Consider the following 20,685-nt stretch of genomic DNA (forward strand, 5'->3'; position numbering starts at 1 on the left):
CTACTCGGCGGCGGCGGGCACGGTCTCCGCTTCGGCCTCCTGCGAGGCGCTCTGCATCTTGTTCGCCTTGCGCTTGATGATCAGCATCGACGTCAGGCCGATCAGCACCGCCGCCACCAGGCCCAGGTACGAGAACCGCTTCAGCCAGGACTCCGCCACGACACCCACGTAGTAGATGACGGCCGTCGTACCGCCGGCCCAGGCGATGCCGCCGAGGACGTTGGCGACGAGGAACTTCCAGTACGGCATGTGCAGCACGCCCGCGAGCGGGCCGGCGAAGATACGCAGCAGGGCGACGAACCGGCCGAAGAAGACGGCCCACATGCCCCACTTCTCGAACGACCGCTCGGCGGTGGCGATATGGCCCTCGCCGAAGTGCCGGGGGAACTTCCCGCCGAGCCAGGCGAGCAGCGGACGTCCGCCCTTGCGGCCGATGGCGTAGCCGATGGAGTCGCCGATCACGGCCCCCGCGGTGGCGCACGCGCCGAGGACGACGGGGTTGATGCCGCCGTGCTGGGAGGACAGCAGCGCGGCCGAGACCAGGACGATCTCGCCCGGCAGCGGGATGCCGAGGCTCTCGAGTCCGATCACCAGCCCGACGAGGGCGTAGACGGCGGCCGCGGGCACCGTGTCGAGCCATTCCTGCACGTGCACCGCGGGTTCCTCCCGTTTGACGTCCCTGGGCAGCCTTGCCTTCCCGGAAGCCTACCGGGTCGGCCGGACCCGGCCCGTCGCGTGGTGTAGCCCGCTACACCACGGATCCGGGGGCGGGGCCCCTCGTGACGACGGCGCCGTCACGTGATCGTGGTGGAGGAAGAACCCACCGTGCCCCCACCGTTCCCGAAAGGACCCCGCCATGGCCGTGAACCGCCGACGCGGACGCCGTACTGCCGTCATCGCCACCGCCGCGGCAGCCTTCGCGCTGACCGCCGGCCTGCTCACCGGCTGCGAGTTCGACGACTCCGTCGACTGCCTCTCGAACGCCGACGACATCACGGACAGCATCACGGCGATCAACAAGGCCGGAGCCGACGCCATCGAGGATCCGACGCGGACCGAGGACTCCATCGACACCATCGAGAAGAACCTGGACAAGATCAACGACAAGTCGGGCGACAGCTCGTCCGACGACAGCAAGGTCGACAAGGCGGTCGACAAGCTCCAGCGGGCCGTCGAGGACTACAACCAGGACATTCTCGACGGCGAGCGGCCCGACTCCGCCGAGATCGACCAGGCGGCCTCGGAGTTGAGGGACGTCTGCACCTCCTAGCCAGGCGGTCGTCCGCGCGAGAAGGAAGCGCGCCGAGGAGGCGCGAGACGGAAGCCCGCGAAGAGGGGAGGAGGGAGGAGGGGCCACTCCCCTCGTGCGGCCCCTCCTCCCGGCTCTCGGCTCAGCGACCGAGGGATCCGGTCACGTCCGCGGTCACCTTCCCCAGTGCGTCGGACACCGCGACGGGCGCCGGGAGCGCGTCGAGGAGCGTGGCCGGGGCGGCCGCGGGCGCGGCCGGTCCGGCCGGCGGGTCGCAGCACTGCACCTGGGCGACCCTCGTCCCGAACTCCGGCGCCGGAGCCGTCTCGGTGGGCGCCGGTGCGGCGTCCGGGGCAAGGGGCCGGTCACCGCGCGGCGCCGGGAGGTCCGGGGAGCCGGGTTTGCCCGGAACGGTCTGCTCCGCCGTACCGCGCGGCTCCGGACCGGGCGCCCTCGGCGCCGCCGCCGTGTCGAACACCCACCGCTGCCCGCCGGAACCGTCCCGCTCGGTGACGACGACGGCCGCGCCCGGCTCGCCGGCAGCGCGCGCGACGACCAGTGCGTTGTCCCGCCGCAGCAGGAGTTCCCCGCGGACGGTCAGGTCGAAGAACGTCTCGCCGGCGTGCACCAGGCAGCTGACCAGGGCGGTCGTCCGGTGGCCCGGGTCCGCGCCCAGGCAGAGCGTCGGGTCGGCCGCGCTGCGCAGCAGCCCGTCGTCCCGGTACGACCACTGCTGGGACGCGGCCGATGAGCACCCCGCGAGGACGATCCCCGCACCGGGCCGGGCCAGGCCGCGGGCGGCGTCGAGGCAGAGCTCCGTGTCCGGGCCGCGCAGCCTGCCGTGCGCGACCTCGGCGGACCGGGACGCGGAGGCGGCCGACGGGGATCCGGAGGGCGAGGAGGCGTCGGAGCCGCCGGGCAGACCGCGGCCGCCGGTGGCCGGGGTGCTGTTCCCGCCGGCGGGTGCGCCCCAGGTGGCCCCGGAGGCGGGGACACCGTTGTCATCGGACCAGCCCTTGGCCACGAGGACGGTCGCGATCAGCGCGAGCGAGGTCAGGCCGACACCCACCAGCACGGCCCTGGGCCGCCTGCCCGGCAGTTCGAGCAGTCCCGCCGAGGTCGTGCGGTGCCGGCCGCCCGCGACGGGCGGACGCCGCGCGGCGGGCCCGGCCGGCACCGCGGGCCCGGCCGACGCGCCGTCGGAGGCCGTGCGCCCTGGGCGCGAGTCGAGGTAGCGGCGGGCGCCCCAGCCCAGCACGGTCTCGACGAGCAGCAGGTCGAGGCCGTCGTCGAAATGGCTGAGCTGTTCGGCGGCGTGCCGGCAGAAGCGGCAGTGCGCGAGATGCTGCCGGACATCGGGCAGCAGCGTTCCGCCGCGGCGCAGCGGAATGTCGAGGAGACGGTTGTAGAAGCGGCATTCGCTCGTCGGCGCGAGTTCCCGGTGGGCGCGTACGCAGCCCGCCCGGAATTGTTCCCGAGCCTGTTCCAGGGCGGCGGCCGCGGAGAGGTCGTCCACGCCGGACAGACCGGCCGGTACGGATATCGGATCCGCCTCCACCTCCGTGTGCCACAACAGGCATTGGGAGGCGGCCGGAAGCAACTGGAAAGACCGCTCGGCGAGTTGTCGCCTTTCGGCGGTCACCGCCCGTGCGGCGCGCAGTCCGCGGCCGCCGACGGTTTTACGCAGCTCCGGCAGAACGTCGGCCACACCGTCGGCGCCGGCCCATTTGCGGACCGTCTCCCGTACGGCGACGAGGAGTTGGGGACGCAGGGCGCCGCCGGTGCGTCCGTCCGCGAGCAGGCCCAGCACCTCGTGGAACGCGGCGGCGGCCACCAGCCGCGCCGTGTCCTCGGTGCCGGCCAGGCAGACGGTCGCGTAGTCGTGGGCCGCCCGCCAGTGACGGGCGAACAGCAGGGCGACCGCACGGTCACGCCCGTCGTCACCGGCGGGCCGGGCGGCCAACAGGGCGGCGAGCCGGGGATCGGACTCCCCGGGGCTCCAGCCGGGGCGGGGCGGGTGGGGCGGGCGTGGGGGGTTGGGGGATTGCACGGAACCATTTCCTTCCAAGCCGACGAACGGCACGGAAAAGCACGGTGTCGGAATGCGGGTGCCTGATTGGTGCGTACCTTTGGCCTGACCAGGCACGTTTGCCTGATCCGGCCCGTCCGTAAGGGGAGGCTCACCTTCGCACACGCGCCTCACAGGAAACAAGAAGCTCGAGTGACCCAAGTTCAAAGCGCGCCGATCTCAGATAAGTTACCGGCGGTATCCGCACCCGTATTCGAAATGGCGCCAGGATCCCCGGCTCAACTTGTGTACGCCCAAAGCCGGATGGCACACCGAATCTCCAACTTCCGGCCCGGAGCGGCCGGTCCCTCCGGCACAGCGACGGGCCCACAGGAATCTCAGATGTGACTCTCGGGGTACTCCCATCCCCGTGGGACAGCATGATCCGCATGAGCGCCCCCCACTCCGCACCCAGTGTCCGCAAAGCCGTCGTCCCGGCCGCCGGCCTCGGCACCCGCTTCCTGCCCGCCACCAAGGCGACGCCGAAGGAGATGCTGCCGGTGGTCGACAAGCCGGCCATCCAGTACGTCGTCGAGGAGGCGGCCGCCGCGGGTCTGGACGACGTCCTGATGGTCACGGGCCGGCACAAGCGGGCCATCGAGGACCACTTCGACCACGCCTTCGAACTGGAGCAGGCGCTCGCCGCCAAGGGCGACACGGTCCGGCTGGACGCGGTGCGCGATCCGGCCCGGCTCGCCGACATCCACCACATCCGGCAGGGCGACCCGCTCGGGCTCGGTCACGCGGTGCTCTGCGCCCGCAACCACGTCGGCGACCAGCCGTTCGCGGTGCTGCTGGGCGACGACCTCATCGACCCGCGGGAGACCCTGCTCAGCCAGATGCTCGAGGTCCGCGACCGGTACGCCGGCAGCGTGGTCGCCCTGATGGAGGTCCCGCCGGAGCAGGTCCACCTCTACGGCTGCGCGGCCATGGAGCCGTCCGGCGAGGACGGGGTGGTGCGGGTCACCGGTCTGGTGGAGAAGCCCGCGCGCGAGGACGCGCCCAGCCGGTACGCGGTCATCGGACGGTACGTCCTGGACCCGGCCGTCTTCGAGGTCCTGGAGCGCACCGCCCCCGGCCGCGGCGGTGAGATCCAGCTCACCGACGCCCTCCAGGAACTCGCCGCGGGCGGCACGGTGCACGGCGTGATCTTCTCGGGCCGCCGCTACGACACGGGCGACAAGGCGGACTATCTGCGCACGGTCGTCCGTCTGGCCTGCGACCGGCCCGACCTGGGGCCGGAGTTCGTCGCCTGGCTCAAGGAGTTCGTGGCGGGCCTGGCGGACGGCGACGCGGCTCGGGAACAGCTGGCGGCCTGACCGGCGCGCGGCGGGCCGGGGGTGGCGGGCAGTGCCCCACAGAGGGCCCCGAGGTCGCCGCGACCTGGGCCGTCACCCCCGCAGGAAGCCGCTCGGCCGGTCAGCCGTTGGGACGCAGGGTCCAGGTCACCGTCATCTCGCCGGTGACGGCCCCGTCGGCGCGGCGGATCTCGATCGCGACCGGGAACTCGGGCCGCTCCCCCGCGTCGAGCTGCGCGACGACCTCGGCGGCCGGGCGGCCCAGCGTGGCGGTGGCGGTGACCGCCCCCATGGCCAGCTTGCGGTAGGCGATCTCGGCGCCGACGGCGAGCGGTACGGCACGGGAGAGCTGGTCGCCGAACGCGGCGAGGACGATCGCGCCGCTGGCGGACTCACCGAGCGTGAACATCGCCCCGGCGTGCGGCCCGCCCACGTGGTTGTGGAACTCGCTCTGGTCGGGCAGGGCGACCACGGCCCTCTCCGGACCGGCCTCGAGGAACTCGAGGTTCAGGGTCCGGGCCATGGGCACCGTGGCGGCGAGCATCTCGCCGATGGACATCTGGTCTGCGCTCATGGCCGCGATGTTACCTGTGAGTAGCTTCAGCTGGCCAGACCGGCGTGCCGATCACCGCACGACCTCGCGGCCCTCCGACGTCCGGGGCGGTCGCCGAGGGGGTCCCGAATGCCGCGATACGGAACTTCGGGGACAGAGTTCGCGTGTGCCGGCCCTCCGCGTCCCGATTCGGTACGTCCCTGACAAGGGGCGGTGACCGAATCGTGTCCCGGACGGCACTAGGGTTTCTGGCCATGTGGCCAGGACAGCAGCCGCCCGGGGGAGAGCAGAACCCGCAGGCGCAGAACAACCCGTACCAGCAGCCGGGATACCAGCAGCCGAATCCGTATCAGCAGCCCGGCTACCAGCAGCAGCCCGACCAGCAGCCCAACCCCTACGCGCAGCAACCGCAGTGGGGCGCCCCCGCGCCCGTGGGCGCGCCCACGCCGCCGCCCGGCGGCAGCGGCTCGGGCGACGGCAACCGGACGAAGCTGATCGCGGTCGTCGCGGCCATGGCCGTCGTCGTGGCAGCCGGTGTCACCGGGTTCCTGGTGCTGGGCGGCGACGATGACGATGCGGTCGACGCGAGCAAGGGCAGCGCGAGCCCGACGGTCTCCACGTCCGGTTCCGCCTCGGCTTCCGGCTCCTCCTCGACCGGCACCGACGACAACCCGCGCGGCAACGAGACCGCGAAGGCGACCGTCGCCGGCTGGAAGGTCGTGGTGAACCCCAAGTGGGGCATCGCCTTCGACGTGCCGGCTGACTGGGAGGTCCAGTCTCCGACGCTCAGCCAGGGCTTCGAGTGGGAGGACAAGGAGCAGGCGGACGGCTACGACCAGATCCTCCAGGGGGGCACGGCCGAGTTCAAGTCGAAGTGGTGCTCCGTGGACTCCGACAAGGACGGCAAGACCGAGGACACCGCGCTGGCCGTGGTCGGCAGCAAGGGGGCCGAGGGGGCCAAGTCGACCGATGAGATCGCCATCAACACGCCCGCCTGGTGGGTCTTCGGCGGCTACACCGAGCCGGACAAGAAGAGCCTGACCTTCGACAAGAAGGCCACCGCCTTCACGACCGCCTCCGGCATCGTGGGCAGTTACGCCTGGGCCCAGTCGACGAACACACCCCAGAAGGGCAAGTGCGACAGCGACGGCAAGGCGATCACGTTCGGTTTCAAGAACTCCAACGGCGACTACGTGTCGTGGAACCTGTACGGGGCCAAGGGCGTCAAGGACGAACTCCCGAAGGCCACGATCATGCAGATCCTCAGCACCGTCCGGCTGAACGGGACACCGACGCAGAACTAGGCCGTGTCCGCGAAGTCCCGCGAGGACGGCCGGCCGGTGACCGGTCCGGCGGTTCCCCGCGGGGCGCCCGCGGCGCTGTGCCGGTACCCGCCGCTCGGCCGACGCCGCTCAGCCGATGCCGAACGCGCCTTCGGGAGGTTCGGGGGACGGTACGGCGTCCTCGTCCCGTACCGGGCGGGCGTCGCCGACGAAGCGGCGCAGCCCCGGGCCGTGCTCGACCCGGGCCGGGAAGGCGTCGGAGGCGGTGCGGCGGGCCAGGGTGGTCACGTCGAGCGGACGGTGCGCGGCGACGAGCACCGCGTTGCCGAACCGGCGGCCGCGCAGTACGGCGGGCTCGGCGATGAGGGCGAGTTCCTCGAACACCGCGGCGAAGTTGGCGAGTTGGGAGCGCAGGAAGCCGAAAGGCGCCGCGTCGGCGAGGTTCGCCAGATAGACGCCGTCGCGGCTCAGGACCCGTCCGGCCTCCTGGGCGTAGGTCAGGGTCGTCAGATGGGCGGGGACGCGGGAGCCGCCGAAGACATCGGCGACCAGCGCGTCGGCGGAGCCGTCCGGGGCCGCTTCCAGCCAGTCCCGCGCGTCGGCGGCGTGCAGCGCGATGCCGGCTCCGGCCGGGACCGGCAGGTGCGTGTCGATCATCTCCAGCAGCCCGCGGTCGAACTCGACGACGTCCTGCCGGGAACCCGGCCGGGTAGCGGCCAGGTACCGGGGCAGGGTGAGCGCGCCGCCGCCGAGATGCAGGACGTCCAGGGGCCGCCCCGCCTCGGCGACGGTGTCCAGGACGTGCCCGAGGCGCCGCGCGTACTCGAACTCCAGGTACGTCGGCTCGTCCAGGTCGACGTACGACTGCGGCGCTCCGTCGACGGTCAGCAGCCAGGCCCGCTCCCGGTCCACGTCGGGCATCAGCTTGGCGGTGCCGTGGTCGACGGCGCGGGAGACGGGTATGGGCTCGTCGTTCACCGTCCCATTGTGCCTGCGGGCCACGCCCCCGAAGGAGCACGGCCCGCCGGCCCCGCGCACGTCGGCCACGGACACCGGCCGCCCTCACAGCACGGCTGTCACGGTTCCCGCCCCCACGGTCCGCCCGCCCTCGCGGATGGCGAAGCCGAGGCCGGGCTCCAACGGAACCTCACGCCCCAGTTCGACGGTCATGCCGACCGTGTCCCCGGGCCGCGCGACCGGGATCTCGCCCAGGTCCACGTCCCCGACGACGTCCGCCGTACGGATGTAGAACTGCGGCCGGTAGCCGGTCGAGACGGGCGTGGTGCGACCGCCCTCCCGCCCGGACAGGACGTACACCCGTGCCGTGAACCGCCTGCTGGGCACCACGCTCCCCGGCGCCACCACCACATGACCCCGCCGGACGGCGTCCCGGGGCACGCCGCGCAGCAGCAGTGCCACGTTGTCCCCGGCCTGCGCCTCCTCCATCGGCTTGCCGAAGGTCTCGATGCCCGTGACCACGGTCTCGGCACCGGCCCCGAGCACCTGCACCTGGTCCCCCAGGCGGAGCGTCCCGCGCTCCACGGCGCCGGTGACGACCGTCCCCCGGCCCGTGATGGTGAGCACGTTCTCCACGGGCAGCAGGAACGGCGCGTCCAGATACCGCTCGGGCATGGGCACATAGGTGTCCACCGCGTCGAGAAGCGCGTCGATCGACGCCGTCCAGCGCGGGTCGCCGGCCAGGGCGCGCAGCCCCGACACCCTGACGACGGGGGCGGAGTCGCCGCCGTAGCCGTGCTCGGTGAGCAGGTCGCGGACCTCCAGTTCGACCAGGTCGATCAACTCGGCGTCGTCCCCGTCGAGGACGGCGTCGGCCTTGTTGAGCGCGACCACGATGTGGTCGACGCCCACCTGGCGGGCGAGCAGGACGTGTTCGGCGGTCTGCGGCATGATCCCGTCGAGCGCGGAGACGACGAGGATCGCCCCGTCGAGCTGCGCGGCCCCGGTGACCATGTTCTTGACGTAGTCGGCGTGGCCCGGCATGTCGACATGCGCGTAGTGCCGGGTGTCGGTCTCGTACTCGACGTGCGCGATGTTGATGGTGATACCGCGCGCGGCCTCCTCCGGGGCCCGGTCGATACGGTCGAACGGCACGAAGGCGCCGGTGCCGCGATCGGCGAGGACCTTGGTGATGGCGGCGGTCAGGGTGGTCTTGCCGTGGTCGACGTGCCCCATGGTGCCGATGTTGAGGTGTGGTTTGGTCCGCACGTAAGCGGTCTTGGGCATGGCTGTACCTCGAAGCGTGTCCGTAGGAAGCGGGGACCCCGGCGAACCGGCCGACCCTCCCCCTGCGGGGTCCGCCGGACGATCCGGAGAGGGTCAGCTTCGGGCGCCGTCGGCAGCGGCCAGGAGGAGCGGGACGGCAGCCTTCGGCGTATCCGCGACCGCGGATGCTGCGAGGAGGAAGGCGTACCGGAACATGGTGCCGATCATCGCCGACGGTTCGTTCGGCGTCGAATGGTTTTCGCCGGATGGGGAGGGTTACGGTCCTGATGACCGACATCAGCACGGAGGAGTCGTGGGAGCGGTGGTGGGAGCTGCTGCCGGAGGGCGTCCGCGAGCAGGTCGACGGGTACGTCCTCCAGGACGCCCTGATGCGGGCGATCCGCACCGTCTGGGAGGCCGGCCGGGTTCACGGCGTCGGCCTCCACGAGGCGCAGCTCGTCGTCCACGAGCGCTATGTGCACCACGGTGACCGGATCGCCCGCACCCCCGACGATCCGCTGGACCTGGATTCGCTCGACGCCCGCGCGGGCGGTGCGCCGGGGCGGGTCGTGGCGATCGAGGTCGTGTGGGACGGGGACACGGTCCACGACTGGTTCGTGATCCTGTACGCCGTCACCGCAGACCCCGAGGGCGAACAGGCGCTGGCCACGATCTACCGGCGCACGGCGCAGCGCCACCTCGACGGTACGGATCCCGCCCTGGGCCATCCCTGCGCGGCCGTCGCCGACAAGGTGGGCAGGGCCCTGGCCGCGCGTCTGTCGGTGCCCTTCCACTTCGCGAGCCCGGACACCCCGGACGACGAGGCGCCCCGCCTGCGGCCCTCGTAGCCGCCGGGCCGTGTCCGCAACGTAGCGCCGTCTGCCCGCAGGGCAGGGCTCGCGACGTCCGGTGCGTGCGAGTGCAGAAAGCATCGGCCTCCGTGGGCACGAGTATGTCGGCCACGGGACGCTGAGACCCACGACCCCGAAGGGCGGCGCCGGCCGCGGGGCATGGCGCAGGGCGCACGATGACCCGACCGCCTTGCACCGGGTGCCGCCGCCTGGAGACAGCGGGGTCTCCCTGCGGCGGTGGACGGCGCACCCGCCTGTGTGGCGTCACAGCAGCGGTCGGCCCGGGGTGAATCGTGGCGGCCTGGCTCGGCGGGAACCCGTTTCGCCCGGTTGCGGCCTCGCCGCCGTGTCCATGACGGGGACGCGGACGTCACGATCTGGACGACGACAACCGGGCCCTGCGGTACTCGCCGCGCGCCAGCAGCGAGAACGCCACCGTGGCGCCCAGCGTCAGGGCGACGATCGCCCACTCGAGGGCGCCGCTGTGCTGATCGGGGTCCACTGCGAACACTGCCTCGATCCAGTCGCGCCAGATCAGCGTGGCCAGGAAGAGCACCGCGCACAGACCGGCGGCCGCCGCCTCGATCCGGCCCCGCAAACGCACGTCTCGTGTCATCGCCGTCACCTTCGAAATGTGCCAGGTCGAGGATCTTCAGACCGCCGACAGGTCGATCCGGAACATGCCACGGCCATGAGTGGCGCTGACCAACGTCTCGTCCATCCAGAACAGCTGGTCGACCGAGCAGTTGGTGGGCCCCTCGTTGGCCGCCGACCAGTTGGCCCCGCCGTCGTCGCTGGCGAAGAGCCCCACCTCCGTACCGCAGTAGAGGAATGCGGTACGTCTCGGATGTACGGCGACCGCCCGGACAGGTACGTCCGGCAGCGTCTGGGCGAGCTGGGTCCACGCGGCGCCGCCGTCGTGGGTGACCCAGAGGTTGTCCGGTTCGAAACCACCGAAGGCGACGTAGGCCGTGTCCGGCTCGGCGGGGTCGAGCGTGACGCAGGTGAGGTAGCGCCGCGGCCGCAGTGGGCTGGGTCCGGTCACCCCGACACGACTCCAGGCCGGCGTCGTCGCCGTGCCGTTGACGGTACGGAACAGCATGCCGTTGACGTGCCCCACCCAGATCAGGTCGGAGTCTCCGGCCGCCACGGCGAGCGCGCTGATCTTGGCTCCCGCGCTGGGCTTGACCGCCCGCCAGCTCGGCCCGGACGTGGGAGTGTTGGCTTCCTTGGCGTTGTCCGTCCGCCACAGTGACAGGCCGCCGGCGAGCATCCGGTCGGGTTCGTTCGGGTCGAGGGCGAACGGCGCGATGAACAGGGCCTGGTTGGTCATGGCGTCGGGGATACGGAAAGGCAGCGGCTTCCAGTCCCACTCCCTGATGACGTCGTTCCAGAACTGGCCGCTGATGTAGCGGTCGCCCCCGGTGTCGTCACTGGCCCCGCCGTCGGTGTTGCGGTGGATGTTCAGGAAGACGTACTCACCGTAGAAGACCTCCGGATCGTCGGGGTCGGAGGCACACCAGCCTCCGTCGCCGCCGAAGATCTGCTGCCAGCCCTCGGTGCCCTGGGCCGGGTCGAAGCACAGGGTGCCGTTGTCCTGAGCGCCACCGATGATCTTTCCGCTGAGCCGGTTGCCGGCCCCGGAGTAGAACTGGGTGACCCCGTAGTTGTTGTCCAGCTCGGTCCAGCCGTCGACGAACGGCGGTTCCTGCTCGGTGCCGGTCTGCGCCAGATCCTGTGCGGTGAACACACCGCCGTCGTTGCCGAAGAAGACCGTCCGGTTGTTCGCCCCGTCGTATGCGGGGTGCGAGACGATCGCGTGGTGGTCGGCGTGCACGGAACCCTGGGCCCACCATGTGCTGATCTCGGTGATGTGGTCGCCGCCGTCGGTGCTGCGCCACAGGTCGACGCCGCCGAGCACGACGAGGTTCTCGTCCGTCGGGTCGCCGGCCCACACGGCGTTGCCGTACCAGCCCTGGTCGCCCAGATAGTCGGCCATCCGGCCGCTGGAGTCGAGGGTCTTCCGGGGACGGTAGGTTCGGCCGCCGTCCGTGGAGCGATAGATGCGGCCGCTGGTCATCTGGACCGAGGCGTAGACGATCCTGGGATCCGCGGCTGCGTGGGCGAGTTCCACCCGGCCCGACCACGGGCTGCCGGCCTGCGTCGCCGTCTGCCAGGTGCGCCCGCCGTCGGAGCTGACGAAGGCCGCGCCGGCCTCCAGCGCACCGGCTACGGCCAGGTCGTCGTCGGTGGGGTCGAACAGGACGGTGCCGAGCGGGACGTCCAGGACCTGTGTCCAGGTCTTGCGTTCCTCGTCGGAGCAGCGGAAGAGCCCGGTCGCGGTGGCCGCGAGCACGACCTCGCCGGTCGAGGAGACCGCTATCCGGGCCACGGCGCGGAAATCCGTTGTCTGGGTGGCGGTGATCGGCGCCCAGTTGACGCCGTCGGTGGTGCGGAAGACGCCGTTGCCGCGCAACGCGTCGTTGTTGGAGAAGCCCTCACCGGTACCGACGTAGATCGTCGACGGGTCGCCGGGGTCCATGGCCAGGCAGGAGCAGGCCAGGTTGCCGAGGAAGTCGTCGACGGGCGCCCACTGCCCTCCGCCGTCCTCGGTGTGCCACACGCCGCCGCCGGCGCCCGCGGCCCACATCTTCCGAGGCTCCTCGGGATGGATCGCGATGCCGCGGGTGCGGCCACCGATGTTGCCCGGGCCGAGCCACTCCCATGCGGCGAGTTGCATCCCGGCCGTCGGTGTCGGGCCTGCCTCGAGGCCCTCACGAGTGGCGCCGGTCGGCACGCCCGCGGTCTGCGCGGGCGGGGCCTCACCCGCCGCCAGCCGCGCGTGCATCCTGTCGAGTGCCGTTCCCTGGGCGTGCGCCGGGACCGTGCCGTCGTCGCCGCGCTCTTGGTCGAGCCTGAACAGCCATCGTGCGTTGGGCAAGTCGGGGTAGTTCAGGCGCCGCAGCGCACGTCGTACCGCAGCGTCAGGCAGCCTGTGAAGGGTCTCGTTCGTCACGCCACGGCTCCTGCGCAGCAGCGGCACCTGTTCGACCCGGATCTTCTTCGCCCGCGCCAGTTCTTCGTCGGAGATGGCCATGACGTCCCCAGAGAGTGCGCCGCTGTTCCAGGTGGGCGGTTCCCGCTCCGCAACATCCGGCAAGGGCCCCGCCGGGCGGAACAACCGCGATGTGCTGATGGAAGCTGATCCTGCCGCACGCCCGCACCACCCCCGGCGTGCCCTCCGCATCCGAGGTCGGAGCCGAGGGCCCACCTCCATCGTCACCCTCGTACCGGTAGGACGCCAACTCGGGACAAGGGCGACGACACAGCTTGAGTGCACGCCTCAACTGTCAACTGTTGCTCTTTCATCCAACGCGGCGTGGATGCAGGAGCCCCAGGCCGGGCCCGAGTTGCATGCGCGAGCGGACCGACGGCAAGGCATCGCGCGCCTCCGCTTTCAGCGCCTCACGCACCGTCAGCGGCGAGAGGCGTTCCCGTTCGCGGGTGACGAAGGCGCGGACGGCCGCCGGGTCGGTCTTGGCGTACTCGCGCAGGGCCCAGCCGATCGCCTTGCGGACGAAGAAGTCCGGGTGTGCGGACCGGCGCAGGCAGTGGGCGAAGAGACGGCCGGTGTCGGTGCGTTCCTTGTGGCGGAGCTGGTGGAGCAGGGCCGTACGGGCGACCCACAGGTCCTCGTCGGCGATCCAGACGTCCATGTCGGCGCCGAGCCGGGGGTCGGCCGCGACGAGCGTGCCGACCACGTGTGCGGCGAGCAGGTCGACCGTGTCCCACCAGGACGTCGTGGTCACCAGCCGGCGAGCCACGGGCAGGAACGCCGACGACAGGCGTGGCGCGTACCGGCGCAGGTAGTCGACGGCGAAGTAGTGGTACTCGCGCTGCGGCAGCGCCCAGCAGCGCAGCGCGATCGCCGTGCAGTCGGCCTCGTCGGGGCGGGGCGTGCCCGCCAGGACGGTGCGGGACAGGGCCCTGCGGGCGGGGGTGGGGAGGCCGAGGAAGGGGGCCACGTCCTTCATGTACGCGCGCATGACCGCCGCCCGGCCCGGGTCGGCCGTGGGGCCGTACGCGGTCGTCAGCCGCTCCAGCACGATGTCGGCGAGAACGCTGTCCGGCACGCCGATCGCGTCCGCACCTGTGACCGTCATGAGACGAACCATACGGCGATCACACATGTCCGTCGGTTAGTGTCGCGGGATGCTCGATGCCACCACCCGCCCTGGGGGCACCGCCACGGCCACTCCCCGGGCCACCGCCACGGAGTTCGTCGTCCCCACGCTCGCTCCCTTGCCCGTCATCGCGTCCGTCGCTGCGACGGTCGACGCACCCGGCGGCCTCGCCGCGCGCTGCGCGAGAGCGCTGCGCTCGCCCTGGTCCCGATTCGCGCTGCTGGTCACGCTGCTGGCGGCGGCCGCGTCGAGCGTGCTGCTCTTCGAGCCGCAAAGGCTCCTCGCGGACGGCTGGCCACCCCAGTTGGGCGGTGTGACGGCGGCCGCGGTCTTCGCGGTGGCGTACGGACTGTGCACGGTGGCGTTCGTGCCCCGACCGCTGCTGAACCTGGCCGCGGGCGCCGTCTTCGGCTCGCAGTGGGGTGTCGCCGCGGCACTGGCGGGCACGGTGCTGGGGGCCGGGATCGCCTTCGGGCTCGGCCGGGTCCTCGGGCAGGGCGCGCTACGGCCGCTGCTGCGCGGGCGGCTGCTCAAGGCGGCGGACGGCCAGCTGAGCCGGCACGGCATGCGCTCGATGCTGGCGGCCCGGCTGTTCCCGGGCGTGCCGTTCTGGGCCGCGAACTACTGCGCCGCCGTCTCCCGCATGGGCTGGCCGTCCTTCCTGGTGGCGACCGCGCTGGGCTCGGTCCCGAACACCGCCGCCTACGTCGTCGCCGGGGCCCGTGCCTCCTCCCCGACCTCGCCGGCCTTCCTGATCGCCATGGCCTGCATCGCCCTGCCGGCGCTGGTCGGCGCGGTGGTGGCCTGGCGCAAGCGCCACCACCTGCGCCGCCCGTAGCCGCCCGCCGTCACCGGCTTCAGCTCCTGTTCCGCGGCCTGCCCCGCGGCCTGTTCCCGGTCACCCGATCACACGGATTCCAGGACCATCGCGTTGGCGAGCCCGCCCGCCTCGCACATCGTCTGCAGGGCGTAGCGGGCGCCGCGTTCCCGCATCGCGTGGACGAGCGTCGTGGTCAGCCGGGTGCCGCTCGCGCCGAGCGGGTGCCCGAGCGCGATCGCACCGCCGTGCACATTGACCTTGTCGAGGTCCGCGCCGGTCTCCTGCCGCCAGGCCAGGACCACGCTGGAGAAGGCCTCGTTGACCTCGAAGAGGTCGATGTCGTCGAGCCGCAGCCCGGCCCGGCGCAGCACCTTCTCGGTCGCCGGGATCACGCCGGTCAGCATCAGCAGGGGATCCGAGCCGGTGACGGCGAAGCTGTGCAGTCGGGCGAGCGGGCGCAGACCGAGGCGGGCGGCGGTCTCGCCGGAGGTGATCAGCACGGCCGAGGCGCCGTCGTTGACCGGGCTGGCGTTGCCCGCGGTGACGTTCCACTCGATCTGCGGAAAGCGCTCGGCGAAGGCGGGGTCGTAGTAGGCGGGTTTGAGGCCGGCGAGGATCTCGGGGGTGCTCCCGGGCCGTACGCACTCGTCGCGCGAGACGCCCTCCAGGGGCGCGACCTCCGCGTCGAAGAGCCCCCGTGACCAGGCCTCGGCGGCCTTGCGGTGCGAGGAGACGGCGAAGCCGTCCATCTGCTCCCGCGTGATCGACCACTTGGCGGCGATGAGCTCGGAGCTGATGCCCTGCGGGACGAGTCCCTCCGGGTAGCGCGCGGCGACGCCGGGGCCGAACGGGTCCTTGCCGGGCGGCACGTTGGACCACATCGGCACCCGGCTCATCGACTCGACACCGCAGGCGACGACGAGGTCGTAGGCACCGGACATGACTCCCTGGGCCGCGAAGTGCACGGCCTGCTGGGAGGACCCGCACTGGCGGTCGACGGTGGTCGCGGGGACGGTCTCCGGGAAGCCCGCCGAGAGCAGCGCGTAGCGGGTGGTGTTCATGGCCTGCTCGCCGACCTGGTCGACGGTCCCGCCGATCACGTCGTCGATCAGCTCGGGATCGATGCCGGAGCGGTCGACGAGGGTGCGCAGGGTGTGGGCGAGGAGTTCGACGGGGTGGACTTGAGCGAGGGAGCCGTTCGGCTTGCCCTTGCCGATCGGGGTGCGTACGGCTTCGACGATGACTGCGTCACGCATGTGCGATGCCTCCATGACGAGCACGAGCAGGGAAACTACCGGTGAGTAGGAAATCCGAACTCACCATAACCCCGAGGGTTGGAAAATCCAACCGACGTCGATTTGTTTTTCCAACCCTCACCTAGACTGGCCGTCATGGCCGCCTCCAAAGATCCGCGCCCCTGCTCGATCGCCGACGCCCTCGCCCTCGTCGGCGAGAAGTACTCCCTGCTCGTCCTGCGGGAGGTGTGCCTGGGCAACACCCGCTTCGACCAGCTGGTGCGCAACATCGGCGCTCCGCGCGACATCCTGGCCACCCGGCTGCGCCGCCTCGTCGACGCCGGGATCCTGACCAGGCGCGCCTACAGCGAGCGACCGCAGCGCTTCGAGTACCGGCCCACGCAGGCGGGCCTCGAACTGGAGCCGGTCCTGATGACCCTCATGGCGTGGGGCGACCGCCATCTCCGCGAGGACGACGACCGCCCCATGGTGCTCGCGCACGTCTGCGGCAACGAGCTGGCCCCCGTGGTCACCTGTGCGGCCTGCGGCGACCCGGTCCGCCACGAGGACGTGAGCGCCCACCCGCAGGCTCCGGGCTGGACGGTGGCGGGCCCGTCGGCCGCCTGAAGCCGCGCCGCGCGGACCCGCACGCGGTGCGGGCGGCGAAGAGGAGCCGAGGGGCAGGGCGGACCGGAGCAGCCGTCGCTGCCGTGCCGACGTCGCGGCGCGGGCTGTGCGGGCGGCGACGGCGGCGGGCGCGGCCACCGCGCAGGCGGGCTGTGCCGTCCGGGGAGCGCGGGTGGCGCCGGAGCCGGGCCCCCGGTGGGTCGAGGTCACCGTGGTACGCGGCGACCCGACCCACCCGCTGCGCGCACGGATCACCGGCCGGAGCGTGACCGCACCTCCGGGCACCTGTCACGAGACGGCCCTCAGGCTCCCAGCTTCCGGATCTGCGCGGTGACCAGTTCCGCGGGCACCTCCGCCGCGGAGCCGGTACCGGCGGCGGTGAAGAACAGGACGACCGTGGAGCCGCTGCGCACGACCACGAACGCGTCCGCGCTGTCACCCTGGGTCTCCAGGCCGAAGGCGACGGCTTCGTCGCCCACGTCGGGCGCGGTGGCCGCCTTGGCGGTGGTACGCGCGGGCACGCCTCCCTCGTAGGCGGTGCACTTCTTCAGGGCGGTGCGGAGGCCGTCGAGAATGCCCTCGGCGTCGGACTGGTCGTAGGCCATGAGACCGATGGTGGTGGCGGAACCCGCGGTGGGGCCGGCTCCCCCGAAGGCGAGGAGCCCGACGAACGCCTTGGGACCCGGGTCGGGCGAGGCGGTGCGCATGTTCTCGAGCGGCTGGCAGTCGGCGGGCCGGGCGAGGGAATCGCCGTCGGGCTTCACGGGGAAGTCGGTGATCTGGTAGCCGTCCACATCCCCGCCGACCAGCGCGGCGGACTTCAGCCGAGCCTCGCCGAGCGGTGGTGCGGGAGCCTCCGACGCGGCAGCCGAGACCGACGCCGATCCGGACCCGGATCCGGACGTAGACCCCTGCGCCGCCGCGGAATCCGTCGCCTTCGCGTCGGAATCGCCGCTGCCACCACCCCCGCATCCGGCCACCAGAACCGCTGCGCACAGGGCCGCCGCCGTCACTCTGATCCGCACCCGCTGACTCCCCGCTCTCGACATCGGTCGATTGGATCATTCCGGCAGCGAGGCCGCAGGAGTATCAGGGAAACTACGTCAGCCGATCCCCCGTGCGCTGATGACCAGGCGCTAGGGAAGCGGGTACACGTCCAGCCACCCGCACATCCCGAACTTGCCTTGGGACGAGGGCCGTTCGGCCCGGACGGCGGCCTCGGCGAGGTAGGACACATCGCCGTCCGCGAGCCGGTCGAGCTGCTCGCCCGTGGCCCGCGCGGCCGCCCGCGCACCACGGAGCCAGCGCTCACGCCACTCGGCGAGCCGGGGCTCCACCAGCGCGGCAGCCGACCGGTGGAAGGCGGCCAGGGCGGCCGGGCCGTCCGCCGCCTCGCGCAGCGCGCGGTAGCCCTCCAGCGCGAGGTCGCGCCGGGCACGGGCGATCCGGGCCTGCTCCGCCCGGGGAGCGTCGGCCGGGATCACGGTCGCGGCGGCGTACGTCTCGGGGTCGGTCAGGTACTGCGGCGGCAGGGTGAGCACGGCGTCGCCGGCCTCCGGCAGCCCGCCGTTCTGCATCAGCACGGTGATGCGCAGTGCGTCCTCGTCGACCAGCCGGTGGATGGTGCCCGGCGTGAACCAGGCGACCGTGCCGGGTGCGAGCGGCGTGATCTCGTACCCGGACGCCGTCAGGGTCTGCACCGCACCGTGCCCGGCCGTGACGACGTACCCCTCCGAACACGTCAGGTGCATATGGGGAGTTCCGCCGTGCAGACCGTCGGCGGCGGGCCAGTCGTACACGCGCAGGCGCGAGACGGCGACCCCGCCGGGCAGCCCCCCGTACCCGCTCACCACGGATGTGCCTCCAGGTACTTGGCGATCTCCTCCCGCTCCCAGGCGCCGTCGGCCACCACCACGCGGTAGCGGCGGGTGAGCGTGTCGCCGGGGGCGAGCTCGAGCTCGTCGAAGAAGGACCAGGACGGGGCGATGCCCGCGAAGGGCTCGTTGCGGACGAACCAGTGTGCGGGGTGGGTCCCTCGGGCTCCGGAGTGGTCGTTCTCGGGGGCGTGCGCGAAGACGACTGTGGCGTGACCGTCGGCGCCGTCGTGCTCGCCGGAGAGGGCCAGCCAGGGGCTCTGCGAGGCCATCAGCCCGGGGCCCGCTCCGTCCGGGCCGATGATCCGGCCGTCGCGGAAGGCCCGCGGTCCCCGCCAGAACAGGCCCGTGTATCCGGCCAGTTCGCGCCCGGCGGTGGTCGGGCTGCCGAAGCGGAGCGGCTCGTCCCTGCGGTTGGTCACGGCGCTGGTCCAGGTCAGCGCCCAGGAACCGGCGTCCGGGTCGACGTCGTGCACCTCGATCCGGCGCGCCTCCTGCGCCCACAGCTCGCCGCTGTGCGGATGCCAGGTCAGCCGCTCGGCGATGACGGCCCGGCCGCCGGCCGCCGACACCTCGTCGAAGCCGACGTGCGCCATCGAGCCGACCCGCTCGGGGAGCTCGAGATACCCCTCGCCGTGCACATACGAGTTGCCGCCCCACAGGTTGGCGCCCGAGAGGTGCGAGGCGGTCAGCGACAGCCCCTTGTGCCAGCGGTGGTCGTTGGGCCGGTAGTCGGTCACGACGTCACCGGCGAGGGTCCGCAGCGGGTGGATGTACGGCCTCGGCGCCTCCCACGCAGCCTCGGGCCGGTAGACGTAGGCGAGCAGCTCGACGCCGGTGGCCGGGTCGGTCACCGTGACCCGGTCGCCGTGTGCGTGGACGAGCCGCAGGTCGCCGCTCACGCCGGCACCTCCGCGTCCGTCTCCGCGCTCGCGTTCGTCCCCGTACCCGTCGTCGTCTCCGCACCCGTATGCGTCGCCGTCGCCGTCTTCATCGCGACCGTGGCCGGTGCCCAGCCGGGGGCGCCGCCGTGCAGGGCCGTGTAGTACGGGTCACCCGGCCCGATCTCGCCCCGTCGCACCGTCGTGTCGGTGAACGCCGACTTGTACAGCGCGCTGATCAGCTCCAGGCTGGTGCGCCCGTCCGCGCCGCTGCTGCGCGGCCGGCGGCCCGCGCGCATGCTCGCGACCAGCTCGCGCAGCTGCGCCAGGTGCGAGCTCGGGACGTCGGCGCCGAAGTCCTGCCAGGCCGCCGCCAGGTCACCGGAGACGTCCGGGGCGGGCGTGATGTGCCAGTTGGCGTTGGAGTGACCGTAGAGGTGGGTGAGTTCGACGGTGGCGCGCTCGCAGTCGATACGGATGCGGCTGACCTCGTCGGGACTCAGGACACTGTTGACGACCGTCGCCATGGCCCCGCTCTCGAAGCGGACCAGGGCGGTGGAAACGTCCTCCGTCTCCACGTCGTGCACGAGCCGGCCGGCCATCGCGCGCACCTCGCTCCACGGGCCGAGGAGGTCGAGCAGCAGGTCCATCTGGTGGATGCCGTGGCCCATCGCCGGGCCGCCGCCCTCGGTCTGCCAGCGCCCGCGCCAGGGCACGGCGTAGTAGGCGGTGTCGCGGTACCAGGTGGTCTGGCAGTGCGCGACCAGCGGCCGCCCGAGGGCCTGCTCGGCGAGCAGCCGCCGTACATGCCGGGACCCGGATCCGAAACGGTGCTGGAAGACGATCGAGGAGTACGGACCCGACGCCGCGCCCTCCTGCGCCTGCACGGCGTCGTAGTCGGCGAGGGTCGGCACCGGCGGCTTCTCGCACCACACCCAGGCGCCCGCCCGCAGCGCCGCCACACTCTGCTCCCGGTGCAGGGTCGGCGGGGTGCAGATGGTCACCAGGTCGGGGCGCTGCTCCGCCAGCATCCGCTCCAGGTCGGTGTACGCGTGCGGAATCCCGCTCTCCGCGCAGAAGGCCTCGACGGCGGTGGCATCGATGTCAACGGCCGCCACGACCTCGGCCTCGCCCTCGGCGGCGAGCTGCTGGAGGGCGGGCAGATGGGAGCCGCGCCCGATCGCGCCGATACCGACGATGGCGGCCCGGACACGGCGGCCGGCGAGCGCGGCAGGCAGCGGAGTGGATGGGGGCATGGGCGTGATCAGCACTCCTCCGACGTACGGCCGAACGGCCGGGCGGGCCAGCAACCGAGGGGGAAGCGTGCAGTACCTGCACACAGCAAGCGCTTTCCCATCGGCAGCAACGTATGCGGCGGCCGGGCGGCCGGTCAACCATGGGGACACCTGTCCGGTGTACCGACCCGCACGTGAGCCGCCTGTCGGCGGGTGCGGCGGGGCCGGACGCGTGCGCGTCGCGTGAGGGATTTCCGTCGCTCGTGGTGAGGCGGCGGGTGCCGTCGGTGCGCGAGCCCGCGTG

19 protein-coding genes are annotated in these 20,685 nt (G+C 72.4%); 6 read left to right on the top strand and 13 right to left on the bottom strand.

Annotation, left to right across the window (positions count from 1 at the left end; genetic code table 11):
- Positions 1-654 (bottom strand): DedA family protein, encoded by a 654-nt coding sequence (locus QQM72_RS05225; protein WP_314219570.1) that lies wholly within the window; start codon positions 652-654, stop codon positions 1-3.
- A gap of 202 nt (positions 655-856) precedes the next feature.
- On the opposite strand from QQM72_RS05225, the gene QQM72_RS05230 reads away from it, so the two are divergent.
- Entirely contained in the window at positions 857-1,270 is a 414-nt protein-coding gene (locus QQM72_RS05230; protein WP_314219571.1) for a hypothetical protein, read from the top strand.
- Positions 1,271-1,391: 121 nt separating this feature from the next.
- Here the strand turns inward: QQM72_RS05230 and QQM72_RS05235 are convergent, their stop codons facing one another.
- Positions 1,392-3,299: an RICIN domain-containing protein gene (locus tag QQM72_RS05235; RefSeq protein ID WP_314219572.1), complete on the bottom strand. Its 1,908-nt coding sequence runs from the start codon at positions 3,297-3,299 to the stop codon at positions 1,392-1,394.
- A 398-nt stretch (positions 3,300-3,697) separates the two neighbouring features.
- On the opposite strand from QQM72_RS05235, the gene galU reads away from it, so the two are divergent.
- Complete coding sequence (gene galU / locus QQM72_RS05240) at positions 3,698-4,636, top strand: UTP--glucose-1-phosphate uridylyltransferase GalU (RefSeq protein WP_314219573.1); 939 nt, start codon at positions 3,698-3,700, stop codon at positions 4,634-4,636.
- Between the two features lie 100 nt (positions 4,637-4,736).
- Here galU and QQM72_RS05245 read toward each other — a convergent pair whose 3' ends face one another.
- Positions 4,737-5,174 carry a DUF4442 domain-containing protein gene (locus tag QQM72_RS05245; protein ID WP_314219655.1) on the bottom strand — a complete coding sequence of 146 codons (438 nt, stop codon included), beginning with the start codon at positions 5,172-5,174 and terminating at the stop codon, positions 4,737-4,739.
- A 248-nt stretch (positions 5,175-5,422) separates the two neighbouring features.
- On the opposite strand from QQM72_RS05245, the gene QQM72_RS05250 reads away from it, so the two are divergent.
- On the top strand, positions 5,423-6,472 hold the full coding sequence (locus QQM72_RS05250) for a hypothetical protein (protein WP_314219574.1): 1,050 nt from the start codon (positions 5,423-5,425) through the stop codon (positions 6,470-6,472).
- Between the two features lie 108 nt (positions 6,473-6,580).
- Here the strand turns inward: QQM72_RS05250 and QQM72_RS05255 are convergent, their stop codons facing one another.
- A complete protein-coding gene (locus QQM72_RS05255; protein ID WP_314219656.1) occupies positions 6,581-7,372 on the bottom strand; it encodes a spermidine synthase in 792 nt (263 codons plus the stop codon).
- Positions 7,373-7,513: 141 nt separating this feature from the next.
- The gene (gene tuf / locus QQM72_RS05260) at positions 7,514-8,695 is read right to left on the bottom strand and encodes an elongation factor Tu (protein ID WP_314219575.1); all 1,182 of its coding nucleotides are present in this window, start codon (positions 8,693-8,695) and stop codon (positions 7,514-7,516) included.
- A gap of 266 nt (positions 8,696-8,961) precedes the next feature.
- Here tuf and QQM72_RS05265 point away from each other — a divergent pair, with 266 nt between their 5' ends.
- Positions 8,962-9,522 carry a hypothetical protein gene (locus tag QQM72_RS05265; RefSeq protein WP_314219576.1) on the top strand — a complete coding sequence of 187 codons (561 nt, stop codon included), beginning with the start codon at positions 8,962-8,964 and terminating at the stop codon, positions 9,520-9,522.
- A 373-nt stretch (positions 9,523-9,895) separates the two neighbouring features.
- Here QQM72_RS05265 and QQM72_RS05270 read toward each other — a convergent pair whose 3' ends face one another.
- From QQM72_RS05270 to QQM72_RS05280, 3 genes are all read right to left on the bottom strand, one after another.
- Positions 9,896-10,141 carry an ABC transporter permease gene (locus QQM72_RS05270; RefSeq protein WP_314219577.1) on the bottom strand — a complete coding sequence of 82 codons (246 nt, stop codon included), beginning with the start codon at positions 10,139-10,141 and terminating at the stop codon, positions 9,896-9,898.
- A gap of 36 nt (positions 10,142-10,177) precedes the next feature.
- Positions 10,178-12,622, bottom strand: a complete 2,445-nt coding sequence (locus tag QQM72_RS05275; RefSeq protein ID WP_314219578.1) for a WD40/YVTN/BNR-like repeat-containing protein — start codon at positions 12,620-12,622, stop codon at positions 10,178-10,180.
- A 268-nt stretch (positions 12,623-12,890) separates the two neighbouring features.
- Positions 12,891-13,688 carry a DNA alkylation repair protein gene (locus QQM72_RS05280; protein ID WP_314219579.1) on the bottom strand — a complete coding sequence of 266 codons (798 nt, stop codon included), beginning with the start codon at positions 13,686-13,688 and terminating at the stop codon, positions 12,891-12,893.
- A gap of 49 nt (positions 13,689-13,737) precedes the next feature.
- Between QQM72_RS05280 and QQM72_RS05285 the strand changes: the two genes are divergently transcribed.
- The gene (locus QQM72_RS05285) at positions 13,738-14,547 is read left to right on the top strand and encodes a TVP38/TMEM64 family protein (RefSeq protein WP_314219580.1); all 810 of its coding nucleotides are present in this window, start codon (positions 13,738-13,740) and stop codon (positions 14,545-14,547) included.
- Positions 14,548-14,615: 68 nt separating this feature from the next.
- Here the strand turns inward: QQM72_RS05285 and QQM72_RS05290 are convergent, their stop codons facing one another.
- Complete coding sequence (locus tag QQM72_RS05290; protein WP_314219581.1) at positions 14,616-15,785, bottom strand: thiolase family protein; 1,170 nt, start codon at positions 15,783-15,785, stop codon at positions 14,616-14,618.
- Positions 15,786-15,920: 135 nt separating this feature from the next.
- Between QQM72_RS05290 and QQM72_RS05295 the strand changes: the two genes are divergently transcribed.
- Positions 15,921-16,391 (top strand): winged helix-turn-helix transcriptional regulator, encoded by a 471-nt coding sequence (locus QQM72_RS05295; RefSeq protein ID WP_314219582.1) that lies wholly within the window; start codon positions 15,921-15,923, stop codon positions 16,389-16,391.
- Between the two features lie 302 nt (positions 16,392-16,693).
- Here QQM72_RS05295 and QQM72_RS05300 read toward each other — a convergent pair whose 3' ends face one another.
- The 4 genes from QQM72_RS05300 to QQM72_RS05315 all read right to left on the bottom strand — a co-directional run bounded on the left by QQM72_RS05300 (position 16,694) and on the right by QQM72_RS05315 (position 20,402).
- Positions 16,694-17,416 (bottom strand): hypothetical protein, encoded by a 723-nt coding sequence (locus tag QQM72_RS05300; protein WP_314219583.1) that lies wholly within the window; start codon positions 17,414-17,416, stop codon positions 16,694-16,696.
- A gap of 111 nt (positions 17,417-17,527) precedes the next feature.
- On the bottom strand, positions 17,528-18,244 hold the full coding sequence (locus QQM72_RS05305) for a cupin domain-containing protein (RefSeq protein ID WP_314219584.1): 717 nt from the start codon (positions 18,242-18,244) through the stop codon (positions 17,528-17,530).
- The gene (locus QQM72_RS05310; RefSeq protein ID WP_314219585.1) at positions 18,238-19,167 is read right to left on the bottom strand and encodes a DUF6807 domain-containing protein; all 930 of its coding nucleotides are present in this window, start codon (positions 19,165-19,167) and stop codon (positions 18,238-18,240) included. The genes QQM72_RS05305 and QQM72_RS05310 overlap by 7 nt, the downstream gene beginning before the upstream one ends.
- Positions 19,164-20,402: a Gfo/Idh/MocA family protein gene (locus QQM72_RS05315; RefSeq protein WP_314219586.1), complete on the bottom strand. Its 1,239-nt coding sequence runs from the start codon at positions 20,400-20,402 to the stop codon at positions 19,164-19,166. Before QQM72_RS05315 ends, QQM72_RS05310 begins: the two co-directional genes overlap by 4 nt.
- Between the last annotated feature and the right edge of the window lie 283 nt (positions 20,403-20,685).

The sequence above is a fragment of the Streptomyces zaehneri genome, from assembly GCF_032248645.1.
In the GTDB taxonomy this organism is placed as follows: domain Bacteria; phylum Actinomycetota; class Actinomycetes; order Streptomycetales; family Streptomycetaceae; genus Streptomyces; species Streptomyces coriariae.

Coding starts and splice junctions, on each gene's coding strand:
- QQM72_RS05255 (WP_314219656.1), bottom strand. CDS start 7,372: ATGCCCGACGTGGACCGGGAGCGGGCCTGGCTGCTGACCGTCGACGGA.
- QQM72_RS05315 (WP_314219586.1), bottom strand. CDS start 20,402: ATGCCCCCATCCACTCCGCTGCCTGCCGCGCTCGCCGGCCGCCGTGTC.
- QQM72_RS05245 (WP_314219655.1), bottom strand. CDS start 5,174: ATGTCCATCGGCGAGATGCTCGCCGCCACGGTGCCCATGGCCCGGACC.
- QQM72_RS05280 (WP_314219579.1), bottom strand. CDS start 13,688: ATGACGGTCACAGGTGCGGACGCGATCGGCGTGCCGGACAGCGTTCTC.
- tuf (WP_314219575.1), bottom strand. CDS start 8,695: ATGCCCAAGACCGCTTACGTGCGGACCAAACCACACCTCAACATCGGC.
- QQM72_RS05230 (WP_314219571.1), top strand. CDS start 857: ATGGCCGTGAACCGCCGACGCGGACGCCGTACTGCCGTCATCGCCACC.
- QQM72_RS05290 (WP_314219581.1), bottom strand. CDS start 15,785: ATGCGTGACGCAGTCATCGTCGAAGCCGTACGCACCCCGATCGGCAAG.
- QQM72_RS05270 (WP_314219577.1), bottom strand. CDS start 10,141: ATGACACGAGACGTGCGTTTGCGGGGCCGGATCGAGGCGGCGGCCGCC.
- galU (WP_314219573.1), top strand. CDS start 3,698: ATGATCCGCATGAGCGCCCCCCACTCCGCACCCAGTGTCCGCAAAGCC.
- QQM72_RS05295 (WP_314219582.1), top strand. CDS start 15,921: ATGGCCGCCTCCAAAGATCCGCGCCCCTGCTCGATCGCCGACGCCCTC.
- QQM72_RS05250 (WP_314219574.1), top strand. CDS start 5,423: ATGTGGCCAGGACAGCAGCCGCCCGGGGGAGAGCAGAACCCGCAGGCG.
- QQM72_RS05275 (WP_314219578.1), bottom strand. CDS start 12,622: ATGGCCATCTCCGACGAAGAACTGGCGCGGGCGAAGAAGATCCGGGTC.
- QQM72_RS05265 (WP_314219576.1), top strand. CDS start 8,962: ATGACCGACATCAGCACGGAGGAGTCGTGGGAGCGGTGGTGGGAGCTG.
- QQM72_RS05285 (WP_314219580.1), top strand. CDS start 13,738: ATGCTCGATGCCACCACCCGCCCTGGGGGCACCGCCACGGCCACTCCC.